General features: G+C 63.6%; 13 protein-coding genes. 4 read left to right on the top strand and 9 right to left on the bottom strand.

Features of this window, described 5'->3' with window-relative positions; all coding sequences use genetic code 11:
- Positions 1 to 129: 129 nt before the first annotated feature.
- Together X757_RS140060 and X757_RS140065 are read right to left on the bottom strand one after the other, a co-directional pair.
- Positions 130 to 678, bottom strand: coding sequence for a DUF177 domain-containing protein (locus tag X757_RS140060; RefSeq protein ID WP_023727526.1), 549 nt, complete (start codon positions 676 to 678; stop codon positions 130 to 132).
- A 15-nt stretch (positions 679 to 693) separates the two neighbouring features.
- Positions 694 to 1,236: a ubiquinol-cytochrome C chaperone family protein gene (locus X757_RS140065; RefSeq protein WP_023669369.1), complete on the bottom strand. Its 543-nt coding sequence runs from the start codon at positions 1,234 to 1,236 to the stop codon at positions 694 to 696.
- A gap of 115 nt (positions 1,237 to 1,351) precedes the next feature.
- Here X757_RS140065 and X757_RS140070 point away from each other — a divergent pair, with 115 nt between their 5' ends.
- Positions 1,352 to 1,864 (top strand): outer membrane protein assembly factor BamE, encoded by a 513-nt coding sequence (locus X757_RS140070; protein ID WP_023669368.1) that lies wholly within the window; start codon positions 1,352 to 1,354, stop codon positions 1,862 to 1,864.
- A gap of 100 nt (positions 1,865 to 1,964) precedes the next feature.
- Here X757_RS140070 and X757_RS140075 read toward each other — a convergent pair whose 3' ends face one another.
- Entirely contained in the window at positions 1,965 to 3,005 is a 1,041-nt protein-coding gene (locus X757_RS140075; RefSeq protein ID WP_198024431.1) for a helix-turn-helix domain-containing protein, read from the bottom strand.
- 209 nt (positions 3,006 to 3,214) lie between these two features.
- Between X757_RS140075 and X757_RS140080 the strand changes: the two genes are divergently transcribed.
- Positions 3,215 to 4,129: a LysR substrate-binding domain-containing protein gene (locus X757_RS140080; RefSeq protein ID WP_023727524.1), complete on the top strand. Its 915-nt coding sequence runs from the start codon at positions 3,215 to 3,217 to the stop codon at positions 4,127 to 4,129.
- A gap of 58 nt (positions 4,130 to 4,187) precedes the next feature.
- Here the strand turns inward: X757_RS140080 and X757_RS140085 are convergent, their stop codons facing one another.
- Positions 4,188 to 4,745 (bottom strand): hypothetical protein, encoded by a 558-nt coding sequence (locus X757_RS140085; RefSeq protein ID WP_023705063.1) that lies wholly within the window; start codon positions 4,743 to 4,745, stop codon positions 4,188 to 4,190.
- Between the two features lie 75 nt (positions 4,746 to 4,820).
- Complete coding sequence (locus X757_RS1000000165900; protein ID WP_023727523.1) at positions 4,821 to 5,282, bottom strand: DUF1772 domain-containing protein; 462 nt, start codon at positions 5,280 to 5,282, stop codon at positions 4,821 to 4,823.
- 295 nt (positions 5,283 to 5,577) lie between these two features.
- Here X757_RS1000000165900 and X757_RS140090 point away from each other — a divergent pair, with 295 nt between their 5' ends.
- Both X757_RS140090 and X757_RS140095 read left to right on the top strand, forming a co-directional pair.
- Positions 5,578 to 6,123 (top strand): dTDP-4-dehydrorhamnose 3,5-epimerase family protein, encoded by a 546-nt coding sequence (locus X757_RS140090; RefSeq protein ID WP_245260290.1) that lies wholly within the window; start codon positions 5,578 to 5,580, stop codon positions 6,121 to 6,123.
- A gap of 1 nt (position 6,124) precedes the next feature.
- Positions 6,125 to 7,123, top strand: coding sequence for a glycosyltransferase family 2 protein (locus X757_RS140095; protein WP_023727522.1), 999 nt, complete (start codon positions 6,125 to 6,127; stop codon positions 7,121 to 7,123).
- A 77-nt stretch (positions 7,124 to 7,200) separates the two neighbouring features.
- Here X757_RS140095 and X757_RS140100 read toward each other — a convergent pair whose 3' ends face one another.
- The 4 genes from X757_RS140100 to X757_RS140115 all read right to left on the bottom strand — a co-directional run bounded on the left by X757_RS140100 (position 7,201) and on the right by X757_RS140115 (position 12,464).
- On the bottom strand, positions 7,201 to 9,342 hold the full coding sequence (locus X757_RS140100) for a sodium-translocating pyrophosphatase (RefSeq protein ID WP_023689501.1): 2,142 nt from the start codon (positions 9,340 to 9,342) through the stop codon (positions 7,201 to 7,203).
- A gap of 259 nt (positions 9,343 to 9,601) precedes the next feature.
- Positions 9,602 to 10,369: an ABC transporter permease gene (locus X757_RS140105; protein WP_023700549.1), complete on the bottom strand. Its 768-nt coding sequence runs from the start codon at positions 10,367 to 10,369 to the stop codon at positions 9,602 to 9,604.
- On the bottom strand, positions 10,366 to 11,304 hold the full coding sequence (locus tag X757_RS140110; RefSeq protein WP_023669359.1) for an ABC transporter ATP-binding protein: 939 nt from the start codon (positions 11,302 to 11,304) through the stop codon (positions 10,366 to 10,368). Before X757_RS140110 ends, X757_RS140105 begins: the two co-directional genes overlap by 4 nt.
- Positions 11,301 to 12,464 carry an ABC transporter permease gene (locus X757_RS140115; RefSeq protein ID WP_023727521.1) on the bottom strand — a complete coding sequence of 388 codons (1,164 nt, stop codon included), beginning with the start codon at positions 12,462 to 12,464 and terminating at the stop codon, positions 11,301 to 11,303. Before X757_RS140115 ends, X757_RS140110 begins: the two co-directional genes overlap by 4 nt.
- Positions 12,465 to 12,792 lie beyond the last annotated feature (328 nt).

Below are 12,792 nucleotides of genomic sequence, written 5' to 3'. Positions count from 1 at the left end.
GCTTGGGCCAGGGCACATGGCCCGCGAAAGAAATACTAAACTCGCGAAATTCGGGGGCTCGCGAAGGTTCGGCGAAAATAGCGGTTTTGGGCTGCCGCACAACCGGCTTTTCTCCGATCGCTTCGTGTTTTAGGATTTTCCAAGCAAGGATCGCAGCTTTTGCTGGAATTCATTCTCGATGGGCTCGTTCGGGCCGGCGGCATCGAGCGAGGCGCCTGCCTTGCGCGGATAGGGATCGATCGCCAGCCCGAAGAACTGTTCGGCGAGCGCGCCGACGTCGATCGTGTCGCCGGAGAAAGTTTCCGGGCTGTCCGGCCCTTCGGCGTCGAGCAGGATTTCGCCACCGCCTTCGAAACCTTGCCGTCCGAGCTTGGATTGCTCCGGCAGGAACAGCGCCTCGACCTCTTCGTCGATATGGGCCGCGACCGGCTCAAGGGTGACGATGCAGGCCTGGGTGATATCAGCCTCGACGCGGCCGCTGACCTTGACGCCATTGCGCTTCCACGGCGCCACCAAAAGCTCAGCACGGTAGTTTTCGACCGAAAGCAGCTCGTGCTCGCGCGCAAGCATTGCGCGCTGCGCGGCGTCGGCGTCGATCACCACCTGCAAACCTTTGTGCGGCAGGCGGCCGACATTGGCCGCAAATGAGACCGGGCTAGGCGTGTCCACATGTTTCATCTTGGTCTCCCCTCCTCACTCCGCTTTCGCGACGGGAAACGCCACGGCACCGGAAACGATCGATTCGGACGGCTGTGCTTCAAGCTGCCTTGCGGCATCGATTACATAGGACGCCAGCGGCAAGGCTTGCGGCCAGGCGCCGGCATCGGGTCTGACATTGCGCGCCAGGGCGGCAGCAAGCGCGTCGCGGTCGCTGCGTTCCAGCGCGTCGTCATAGGCGGCGGTACGGCCGTAGAACATTTTGGCCAGCCTCTTCATGCGCTTGGGCACGCCGACATCGCCAACGCCCAGTTCCCGCAGCGAATGCTCGACATCGAGAAAGAACTCGTCGATCAGCACCTGCGCGACCTCATGCGCGACGCCCTCTTCGCCGCGCAGCCGGTGCTGAAACAGGAACATATGCAGCGACAGCATCTCGAAACGGCCGAGCGGCGTATCCGGCACATTCCAGTGGGAATAAAACACGGTCTGCCGCGCCGCCGCCACGATTTGTGCGTAAAGCGCCTCGGTGATAGCGCGGTTGGCGTTGCGTTCGCGGCCAAAAAGGCGCTGGAACATTGAGGGTGGTCTCCTGGGGACCGATTGTTTGAATGGGCCTTGTTGCATCGGCAAGCAAGCTGGTTTACCGGTTTTGCCGCCCAGCGCAAGTTGCGGCCAGCTAATGGAGTTGTTGTTGCGCGCGCTGAAATTCAAGTCGACTTTTCTGCCTGGGGCCACCGCCGCGGTTTCGCTGGTGCTGGTGGCTTCCGCGCTGTCGGGCTGCAATTCGTCCAAGATGTTCGGCGACCTTAACCCTAGCGAGACGCTGACGCAGGGCTATGTTATCGACCAGCAGGCTGTCGATTCGGTGCCGGTGGGCTCCAGCCGCGAACAGGTGCTTCTGGCGCTCGGCACGCCATCGACGAAAGCCACCTTCGACAATGAGGCGTTCTATTACATTTCGCAAACGCGCAAGCGCTATGTCGCTTTCGACAAGCCGCGCCTGGTCGACCAGAAAGTGCTCGCGGTCTATTTTGGCGAGGACGGGCGCGTCACCCAGATTGCCAATTACGGTCTGAAGGACGGCAAGATCTTCGACTTCATCTCGCGCACCACGCCGACCGGCGGCAAGGACCAGAACTTCCTCAGCCAGATCATCAAAGGCGCCAGCAAGCTGGCGCCCCCCATTCCTGGCGGCGGCGCCTAAGAAGCGACCGCCTTCCTTAGATTTTTGCTTCCCCCGAAGCGACACCATCTCAGGCGACCAAAAGCCCGCGGGAGCGATCCTGCGGGCTTTTGTTTTGAGGTCATGCGGCCGCAACACCCGTCGCGCTTTGCCGCGCGTGGCCTGTTCGGCCGCCGGGCTCCAGCGAGGCGCGGTGCACAGCCGCACTCTGCCGCGCTTCCGAAGGCGTCATGCCGAAATGCCGGCGGAAGGCGTGGTTGAAGGTCGAGAGATCGCCGAAGCCGGCGTCGAAGGCGATGGCGCCGATGGTGCGGTGTGCCAGGCGCAGGTCGGATAGCTTGCTGCAAACCAGCGCCAGCCGCCGGCCAAGCACGAACTGCGACAGCGAGGTACCCTCACCCTCGAACAGCTTTCTGATATAGCGCGCGCTGACGCGGTGGCGCCCGGCCAGCGCGTCGGACCCGACATCGCCGGAAGCCAGATTGCTTTCGATATCGGCTTTGATGGCGCGCAGCCGCGCGGCGCGTATGCCGCGGCCTGCGGCGACCTCAGTGGCGTCCTGCGTTGCCCCGACCACGACCGCGACAAGGTCCTGTATGTGCTTGGCGGCAAGCCAGCGCAATTCGGACGCGGCCAGGTTCGGCTCCTGCATCAGCAGACGGACATAGCTGGTCAGCAGCAAGAACTTTTCGCCCACGCATGACATCGGCGTCATCAGGGCGGCATCCGCATTCGCAGCCACGGGCCCGAGCGCTGCCTTGGGGATGGTGATGAAGAGATGATGCGACATCGCCCGCTCGATCACATGCGGATCAGAGGAGGACAGAAGGATTGCCTGGCCGGCCTCGATGCTGGCCTCGCGGCCGAGATGCGAGAAGGTGGCAGCGCCCTCCAGACACATGAAGAAAATGTAGTCATCGGTCCCCTTGGCCATGGCGCTGGAACGGATGGTGCGGAAGGCGGTGGTCCTCGAATCGGCAATGCCGACGCCCGGCAGCCGCAGGATGGTCGCGTCGACGGAGAGCTTTTCCTCCGTGACGTTAAAATCCATGTCGGTCACCATCCGGCGCAACAGGTCGCAATAGACGTTTCTCCATTCGGCTCGGGGCCACATGGCGGTCGAAAAGCGCGCATGCGCAAACTCGGGGGGTCGAATAGTCATGGGGTACTCCCAAGCGATTGTCTTCATTTCACTGTCGTTCGTAGTCGAGGCTCGTTCCATGAACGGCCTCTCATTCCGACGGCGGCAATCGGGGGGCAGTGGATGGCTACAATGATTTGCGCACTTGGACAAAAGACTATTTACGAAGCTATGGATGAGCTTAGTTCATTCATGCTAAGGAACCCATGGGCAGGATAGGGTAACGGCAAATGACAAGACGGCTCCCACAACTGGAATCCATTCGGGCTTTCGAGGTCATTGCCCGGCTGGGCAGCTTCAAGCGCGCCGGCGATGAGCTGAATGTTACGCCAAGCGCGCTCAGCCACCGCATCGCCGATCTCGAAGCCGATCTCGGCGTGCTTCTGTTCACCCGCCATGTCCGCCGCGTCGAACTCACGCTTGAAGGCGAAAGATTGTCCGCAGGCGTGCGACGCGCATTGCTGGAAATCCAGAGCACGATCGCGAGTGTCGCGCGCAACGAGCGCACGAGGCTGAGGGTCACCGCCATTCCTTCGCATGCCGTACGCTGGCTGGCCCCGCGCCTGCACAGGTTTCGCAAAAAGCATCCCGAAACAGAGATCGACATCAATGCGGATCTTGCAGTCGTCGACCTTTCGCAGCGAACAGTCGACATCGCATTGCGCTTCGGCGGCGGACACTATCCGGCCGTCAAGACCGAATGGCTGATGGCAGATGCGATCTTTCCTGTCGTCAGTCCCGACTATCTCGCCGCCAACGGCCCGGTCAGAGACCAGCACGATGTGCTGCGACTGTTTCGCATCCTCGACACGACGGCCGAAAATGACGAGAGCGGCGCCAATTGGCGCCACTGGTTCGAGAGAAACAATCTGCCGCTGGATACGGTTGGCGACGGCATGAATCTGAACGGCACCTTGCTGGCGGTCGAAGCGGCGGCGAGCGGTCTGGGCGTCGCCATCGCGAGGAAGTCGCTGGTCGAGAGCGATTTGCGCACAGGCAGGCTCGTCCGCCTCCTGACAACGGACATACCGACGAACTGGAACCACTACGTCGTCGTCCACCCGTCCATCTCCGCCTGGGAGCCTGCCAGATCATTCATCAACTGGCTGAAGGCGGAAGCCGGCGACAGCGCCGGCGCCGGTTGACCTCGGCGGCCGTTTGGGAACTCTCCTCGGGAGGTCAGCAGAAGGCGCCCCCCGGTGCTCACGGACTCATTGCACCGGCCGGTTGGTCATCCTTGCGGCCCGACTGGTTCGCGGCCTTGGCGGCAAGCGCTGCCGCCATCTGGCTCTCCAGCTCGCGCAGCTTGGCGTCGAGTGTCGCCATGCCGCCCCAGCCGAATGTCGCGCGGTACAGCGGTGCGATCTCGGGCGTCAGGAATTCGACGAGGGTTTCGTCCTCGACCCAGACCTTGAGCACCTTGAACAGGCGCGCATCGATCAGCTCGCTATGCCAGCCCATGCGGGCGGCAATGCCCTGGATGGTTTCGGTCGAATTGGGCGTGCTGAGCAGCACATGCGAGCCGGAGCGCAGGCGCATGTTCGGGTCGAAGCCGATGCCGAGCGGCGCTTGCTGGTCCAGAACCGTGCCGCACGGCAGGATTTCGATCAGCGAGCCGAAATCGTCGCCGAGGCAGACGAACCATGCTCCCTCAGGAAATGGCGGCGACGGCGCACGAACCGCGGTGGCGACAAGCATTTCGGCAAGGACGCTGGCGACGGCCTGCGGATCGCGGGCGTTGAATGAAGCGTGGTGCAGCATGGCAATACTCCTGTTTTCAACGGCGGCGGCCGGCAGAAGTGCCGACCCATGCCGCGGCGTTCCGCGAAAACTGAATCACCGGCTGAGCGTCAGGATGACCGCGGCAAACAGGCAGGCGTATTCGGCCAGTCCAAGCACAAGGCGCAGATTGTGGTTGGCCGCCCAGCTGTCGCGCGTCTGCGCCCAATCATCGGGGATGGTCACCGGCGTCCAGCTCTGCACCTGTTTGTTGAGCGGCACCTGACGGCTGACGGTGAAGCCAATGTCGATCACCACCAGCGCCGCGGCGACGATCGTCAGGATGCGCGGCAGGCCGGCATCGACCGCAAACATCGCCGTCGCCGCGATCAGCACCAGCGTCGTCAGCCTGACGACCGGCATCACCCGGGTAAACGTCCGGTCGCGCATCTGATGCATGGCCATGTACTGGCCGGCGGTAAGATCATCGATGCGAAAATCATGGATTACGCCCGAGACGTAGATGCCGGCAATAATTCCAGCCAGCGCAAGCGAAGCCGTCATCAAAAACATGTCCATGTCTTTTCCTGCCGAAATGCCTTTCCCTGCCCGAAATCGCCGCGAGGGCGAGCAGACACCGCGTCGATCGCAATGTCCTGGCCATGGCCGGGGTATTAAAGCAGGCGAACGGTCCGGGCTTGGGCAGAACGGAACGATGTTTGGGCAATGCGGCCCTCCGATTGCATCAAAACATCAAGTGCCGTGAGATCGAAACCCATCAGCAAACCTTGACGCGTACTTGCCAGCGACCGGTCAAATTCGTATCAGACCGTGCTGGCCAATGGCGCATCACGCTGAATTGGGAGGAGCATCCGTGCCGGAAAAAACCCGGACAAAACCGACAGACTGGATGGCGACCGGAACGGCTGACGGCCAGGTGGTCACGCCTGACTGGATACCCATCGAGCCGGTGGCGATCGATGGCGTGAGGGTCAAGGAGATTAGGCCGGTCGCAACCTCCACCGGCTATCTGACCGAGATCTTTCGCGAGGAGTGGGAGCTCGATTCGGAGCCGGTCGGCCAGGTCTTCCAACGCACCTTGTATCCCGGCGCGGTGACGGGCTGGCATGCCCATGCGGTGACGACCGACCGGCTGTTCTGCTGCGTCGGCAGCGTTCGCATTTCGCTGTTTGACGGACGCAAGGCCTCGCCGACCTTCGGCGCCGTCTGGCACAAGATTATCGGCCCGTTGCGCCCGGCGGTCGTCATCATTCCACCCGGAATATGGCACGGTGTTGTTTCGCTCGGAGCGGAGACGGCGGTGCTGCTCAACCTCGTCGACAAGGCCTATGCCTACGATCAGCCCGACCATTGGCGCCTGCCGCCAGACACCGACCACATTCCCTACAGACTGGTGTAGCGTGGAAGCATCGGCGCAGCGCGAACAGGCCGGCGGCGAACCGCTGGTTTCGATCGTGATCGCGACGCACAACCGGCCGGCAGCACTGCGGCAGGCATTGACCAGCGTCATGCGCCAGACGATGCAAGACTGGGAAGCCTTGGTCATCGGCGACGGTTGCAGGCCGGATACGGCGGCCGTTGTCGCTGAATTTGACGATGCCCGCATCGTCTACATCGATCTTCCTGTCAATTTCGGCGAACAGTCCGGTCCCAACAATATCGGCTTTGCCAGGGCGCGTGGCCGCTTCGTCGCCTTGCTCAACCACGACGATCTGTGGTTTCCCGACCATTTGGCGGCGATGACCGGCTGGATCGACGCCTCGGGCGCCGACGTGGTGCTGGCGCGCGGTGCCGTCATCCAGCCGCCGTCAGCGGCCGGCAATCCTGTCAATTCGATCTTCGGGATCGGCAAGGATGGTTTTTACGACCCCGTCACGACGGAAGGATTTGGCTCGGCACACATGTTTCGCCGCGCTTCGTTCAGCCTGCTCGGACCTTGGCGACCCGCCAGCCAGTGCTTTTGCGAAAGCTCGCAGGACTGGCTGTTTCGGGCATGGCGAAAGGGCGCGGTGATCGCGACGATGCCGCACCTCACGGTGATCAAGTTGCATTCCGGCATACGCAAGGGTTCCTATCTCGGCGACAATGCGCAGGAACAGAAGGATCTTCTGGATGCCATGCAGACGCCGGACGCCTTGCGCGTGAAAATCCTTGGCTGCGCGGGCGAACCCATTCGCCTGGCGGCATCGAGTTATCTCAGGCGCAGGCTGATGGCGGCTCTTGGCATCCATCCCCGCGCCCGCGCCTTCCGCCGCAAGTATAAGCGAGGCGCCTTCCTTGCCAAGCTGCGGCGCCTGCGTGGCCTGGCGCCGATGCCTGAGCGCGAACCTGGCGTGAGCGAATTGCTGGATCGCTACAGCAAGCGCGGCGATGTGGGGACCGAGCCGGATGAGGGTTGACTGCCACCAGCGTAAATCTCAAACAAAAACCCGCGGGATCGCTCCCGCGGGTTTGTTCCTGAAGCAGTGGCGTTGCCTTAGCCGTGCGCGAGCACGGCCAGCAGCAGAAGCGCCACGATGTTGGTGATCTTGATTGCCGGGTTGACCGCCGGGCCGGCGGTGTCCTTGTAGGGATCGCCAACCGTGTCGCCGGTGACCGAAGCCTTGTGCGCTTCGGACCCCTTGAGGTGCTTGACGCCGTCCTTGTCGACAAAACCGTCCTCGAACGACTTCTTGGCATTGTCCCAGGCGCCGCCGCCCGAAGTCATCGAGATGGCGACGAACAGGCCGTTGACGATGACGCCGAGCAACGAGGCGCCGAGTGCCGCAAAGGCGGACGCCTTGGAGCCCGAGATCAGCTGCACGCCGAAATAGACGACGAGCGGCGCCAGCACCGGCAGCAGCGAGGGGATGATCATTTCGCGGATCGCCGCCTTGGTCAGAAGGTCGACGGCGCGGGCATAGTTTGGCTTGGAGGTGCCGGCCATGATGCCCGGATCCTCGCGGAACTGCTTGCGAACTTCCTCGACGATGGCGCCGGCCGCGCGGCCGACGGCCGTCATGGCGATGCCGCCGAACAGATACGGGATCAGACCGCCGAAGATCAGGCCGGCTACGACGTAGGGATTGGAGAGGTCGAAGGAGACATCGCCCATGCCCTGGAAGTACGGATATTTGTCGCCATTGGCGGCAAAGAACTTCAAATCGTTCGAATAGGCCGCAAACAGCACCAGCGCGCCGAGGCCGGCCGAACCGATGGCATAGCCCTTGGTCACCGCCTTGGTGGTGTTGCCGACCGCGTCGAGCGCGTCGGTGGAGTGGCGCACTTCCTTGGGCAGGCCGGCCATTTCGGCAATGCCGCCGGCATTGTCGGTGACCGGGCCGAAGGCGTCGAGGGCGACGATCATGCCGGCAAGGCCGAGCATGGTGGTGACCGCGATCGCCGTGCCGAACAGGCCGGCGAGCTGGTAGGTCGAGATGATGCCCCCGACGATGACGATTGCCGGCAGTGCGGTCGATTCGAGCGACACCGCAAGTCCCTGGATGACGTTGGTGCCGTGACCGGTCACCGAGGCCTGGGCGATGGAGTTCACCGGGCGCTTGTTGGTGCCGGTATAGTATTCGGTGATCACCACGATGAGACCGGTCACAACGAGACCGATCAGGCCGCAGATGAACAGGTTCTTGCCGATGATGGTCATGCCGGCGACGGTGCCGACCTCGCCCCAGCCGACAGTTGCCGAGGTAGCGACGCCGAGACCGACGATCGACAGCAGGCCGGTGACGATCAGGCCTTTGTAGAGGGCGCCCATGATCGAGCCGTTGGAACCGAGCTTGACGAAGAAGGTGCCGACGATCGAGGTCAGGATACAGGCGCCGCAGATGGCGAGCGGATAGAGCATCGCCGCACCCAGAGCGGCGGTTCCGCCGAAGAAGATGGCAGCCAGCACCATGGTGGCAACGACGGTCACCGCATAGGTCTCGAAGAGGTCGGCGGCCATGCCGGCGCAGTCACCGACATTATCGCCGACATTATCGGCGATGGTGGCCGGGTTGCGCGGATCGTCTTCGGGAATACCGGCTTCGACCTTGCCCACGAGATCGCCGCCGACGTCGGCGCCCTTGGTGAAGATGCCGCCGCCCAGACGGGCGAAGATCGAGATCAGCGAAGCGCCGAAGCCGAGCGAAACCAGCGCATCGATGACGATGCGGTCATTGGGCTGCAGGCCCATCGGGCCGGTCAGAATATAGTAGTAAATCGACACGCCGAGCAGCGCCAGGCCAGCCACCAGCATACCGGTGATGGCGCCCGACTTGAAGGCGATGTCGAGACCGGCGGCGAGGCTGTTGGACGCCGCCTGCGCGGTGCGCACATTGGCGCGCACCGAGACGTGCATGCCGATGAAACCGGCGGCGCCCGAAAGCACGGCGCCGATCAGGAAGCCGACTGCGGCGGTGATCGAAAGCAGCCACCAGGCGAGCACGAGCACGACCACGCCGACGATGGCGATGGTGGTGTACTGGCGCGCCAGATAGGCCTGCGCGCCTTCGCGGATGGCGGCGGAGATTTCCTGCATGCGTGCATTGCCCTGATCGGCTGCAAGAACCGATCGTGTCGCCCAGATGGCGTAAAGGATTGAAAGCAAGCCGCAGGCGATGACGGCAGAAATGATGGTCATTGCCGAATTTTCCTCGATTGATGGCCCAAAAGAACCCCTCCCTGGGCCGTTGGTGCGGGGAGCGGATAAGCCTAGGCGGAATCCGTCCTTCGCAGCGGTGTATGCGAAACACGGCTCGGAACGTCAAGATATTGTTCGGTTTTTGCCCCGCTTTCAGCCAAAAGGTTTAGGCCACAACATTCCCATTGCCGATGCCCTGCTATTAGATCGATTGAAAAACGCCGCGTCAGTCAATGCTTTGCCCGCAGTCCAGCGAAGGTCAGTCGCCAGTCTCCTGCCCCATCTTGCGCGCCGTATAGCGCTCGATGGCGGACAGTCCGTCATAGATCAGCACCGCCAGCGCCGCGACGATCAGGCCGCCTTGCAGGACGAAGGCGAGATTGTTGGACAGCAGGCCGGCGATGATCACCTCGCCCAGCGTCTTGGCGGCAACCGTCGAACCGATCGTCGCCGTGGCCAGGCTGATCACCACCGACAGCCTTATGCCGCCCAGAATGATCGGCGCACTCAGCGGCAATTCAACCTTGATCAGCCTTTGCCAGCCGGTCATGCCGGCGCCGCGCGCGGCCTCCATGATGTTGCCCTGCAGCGTCGTTAGGCCGGTCAGCGCGTTCTCGAAGATCGGCAGCAGGCCGTAGAGAAACAGCGCAATCAGCGTCGGCTTCTCGCCGAAACCGACGGCGGGCACCGCCAGCGCCAGCACCGCCACCGGCGGAAAGGTCTGGCCGATATTGACCAGACTGCGCGACAGCGGCAGGAATTCGGCGCCCGCCGGCCTGGTCACCAGGATGGCAAGCGCCACGGCAACGATGGTTGCGGCGACGGTAGCGATCAGCACGGTCCTGAGATGCAGCAGGGTCAGCGTCAGCAGGCTGCCCTGATTGTAGATCGCCGGCGCATTGTTTTCGGTCAGCGGCTTCAACAGCGGCTCGAACCAGCCGGGATTGGTGACGAAGGCTATGAGAAGCACCACCAGTGCAAGCCTGAGCAGCGAAGGCAGCCAGGCTTTTAGACCGGCCCCTTTCATGCCGGCCTCGCCGCGCGCTTCACCAGCCCGTCGACGGTGACGCGGCCGAGCAGCTTGCCGTCTTCGCCCTTGACCGGCAGCGCCGGCCGGCCCGACCACAGAAGCTCGGCCAGCGCGTCGCGCTGGCTGGCGTCGCCTGGGATCGCCTCGCCTTCGGCAGTCCCCTTTTCCACGGCGTCGCGCACGCGGCCGAGCGACAAGAGCCGGAACGGCTTTTCGCTGGCGCCGACCAGGGTTTCGACGAAGGCGTTCGCCGGCCGCGCCAGGATCTCTTCCGGCTTGGCGTATTGCACCAGCTTTCCGGCATCCATGACGGCGATCTTGTCGCCCATATGGACCGCCTCCTCCATGTCGTGGGTGACGAGGATGATGGTGGTGCCGAAGCGCTTCTGGATCGCCAGCAGATCTTCCTGCGCCTTGGTGCGGATGATCGGGTCGAGTGCGCCGAACGGCTCGTCCATCAGAAGCACATTGGGCTCGGCGGCGAGCGCGCGCGCGACGCCGACACGCTGCTGTTGCCCGCCGGACAGTTCGTGCGGGTAGCGCTGGCCATAGGCCTCGGGGTCGAGCTGGTAGAGTGTCATCAACTCATCGACGCGGGCCTTGATGCGGTCCTTGTCCCAGCCCAGCAGGACCGGCACGGTGGCGATGTTCTGCGCAACGGTGCGGTGCGGGAACAGGCCGTGGCCCTGGATAGCGTAGCCGATGCTGCGGCGCAGCTCGTAGCCGGGCAGCGTGCGGTTGTCGTTGCCGTCGAGCTTGATGACGCCGGCGGTCGGCTCGACCAGCCGGTTGATCATTCGCAGCAGCGTCGTCTTGCCGGAACCGGAGGTACCGACAATGACGCAAACCGTACGCGGCTCGACGACCATGGACACGTCGTCGACCACGGTCGTCGCGTCATAGCGCTTGGTAATGCCTTCGATCTCGATCATGCCGTTTCAACCCTGCGCCTGGTGGCGGTCATTTCGATCACTGCGTCGAGGATGATGGCCGCGGCGAAGGCCAGCGCCACCGTCGGCACGGCGCCGAGCAGCACCAGGTCCATTGCGGTCTGGCCGACGCCCTGGAAGACGAAGACGCCAAAGCCGCCGCCGCCGATCAGTGCGGCGATGGTGGCCAGGCCGATGTTCTGCACCAGCACGATGCGGATGCCGGTGAGGATCACCGGAAAGGCCAACGGAAACTCGACGCCGAACAGGCGCTGGCCATCGGTCATGCCCATGCCGCGCGCTGCATCATTGGCCGCGCGGGGTACGCCGGCAAGCCCGACCACGGTGTTGGCCACCACCGGCAGCAGCGAATAGAGGAACAAAGCCACGAAGGCGGGCGCGGTGCCGATGCCTCTGATACCGAGCGCTGCGGCACCCGGAACATGCGCGGCGACCCAGCCCAGCGGCGCGATCAGCAGGCCGAACAGCGCGATCGAGGGTATGGTCTGGACGATGTTGAGCACATTGAGCACGCCGGCCCGCAACCGTTCGACGCGGTGGCACAGGATGCCGAGCGGCAGGCCGACGATCACCGCCGCCGCCAGCGACCCCAGCGCCAGCGTGATGTGCTTGGAGCCTTCGGCCCAGAAACTATCGGCGCGGTTTGCATATTCCTTGAGGATCGACAGGCTGTCCCACTGCCCCGATATCAGCAACAAGCGGATGGCCAGCGCCGCGAGGACGAGCACGCCGACGCGGGCCGGTGGCGACAGGTTGAGCCTGGTCAGCACGTCGGCGAGCAACAATGTGAAGGCAAAGATCAACAGCCAGAACCCGGAAGCCGGCGAGATGCGGGCGAAGGTGTTGCCGGCCGGCGTCAGGAAGGTGCCGGCGACACCGATCAGGATGGCAAGGGCGGCGAGCGCCACGACGCTTGCGGCCAGGCGCAGGACAAGCGGGGTTTTCAGCAAGGCAACAATTGCGGCCACGACGACGATCGCCAGCAGTAGCGGCCCGACTGTGGCCGGCAGCGCCTCCAGGATCGAGCGCGCCTGACCGGGAACGATACGATTGGCGCGGAAGGTGGCGAACGGAGCCAGAAACGCCGCATAGGCAACAATCGCCGCGATAACCATGCCGAGCTTGTCGAAACGCAGGGTCATGGATGCCCCTCATGAGGAGCGATTTTCCACGTTGCGCAGACTACGCTGGTGATCGGCGAAAGCCGACGCGAAATCCGATCTCCCCCTTTGCGGGGGAGATGGCCGGCAGGCCAGAGGGGGGTGTGAAGGATCGCCAGCTTTCGAGCGTCGGCCTGTTCAGAAGCAACCCTGTCGAGGCACGCACCTGCTACCGGTTGTGAGGTCGGCGGGACAGCACCCCCCTCTGTCCTGCCGGACATCTCCCCCGCAAGGGGGGNTTTTCCACGTTGCGCAGACTACGCTGGTGATCGGCGAAAGCCGACGCGAAATCCGATCTCCCCCGCAAGGG

The sequence above is a fragment of the Mesorhizobium sp. LSHC412B00 genome, from assembly GCF_000503035.1.
Lineage (GTDB): Bacteria > Pseudomonadota > Alphaproteobacteria > Rhizobiales > Rhizobiaceae > Mesorhizobium.
Note: the sequence above shows the minus strand (reverse complement) of the source record. Positions and strands in the feature narration are given on the sequence as shown.

Coding starts and splice junctions, on each gene's coding strand:
- X757_RS140100 (WP_023689501.1), bottom strand. CDS start 9,342: ATGACCATCATTTCTGCCGTCATCGCCTGCGGCTTGCTTTCAATCCTT.
- X757_RS140085 (WP_023705063.1), bottom strand. CDS start 4,745: ATGCTGCACCACGCTTCATTCAACGCCCGCGATCCGCAGGCCGTCGCC.
- X757_RS1000000165900 (WP_023727523.1), bottom strand. CDS start 5,282: ATGGACATGTTTTTGATGACGGCTTCGCTTGCGCTGGCTGGAATTATT.
- X757_RS140105 (WP_023700549.1), bottom strand. CDS start 10,369: ATGAAAGGGGCCGGTCTAAAAGCCTGGCTGCCTTCGCTGCTCAGGCTT.
- X757_RS140060 (WP_023727526.1), bottom strand. CDS start 678: ATGAAACATGTGGACACGCCTAGCCCGGTCTCATTTGCGGCCAATGTC.
- X757_RS140110 (WP_023669359.1), bottom strand. CDS start 11,304: ATGATCGAGATCGAAGGCATTACCAAGCGCTATGACGCGACGACCGTG.
- X757_RS140065 (WP_023669369.1), bottom strand. CDS start 1,236: ATGTTCCAGCGCCTTTTTGGCCGCGAACGCAACGCCAACCGCGCTATC.
- X757_RS140115 (WP_023727521.1), bottom strand. CDS start 12,464: ATGACCCTGCGTTTCGACAAGCTCGGCATGGTTATCGCGGCGATTGTT.
- X757_RS140080 (WP_023727524.1), top strand. CDS start 3,215: ATGACAAGACGGCTCCCACAACTGGAATCCATTCGGGCTTTCGAGGTC.
- X757_RS140075 (WP_198024431.1), bottom strand. CDS start 3,005: ATGACTATTCGACCCCCCGAGTTTGCGCATGCGCGCTTTTCGACCGCC.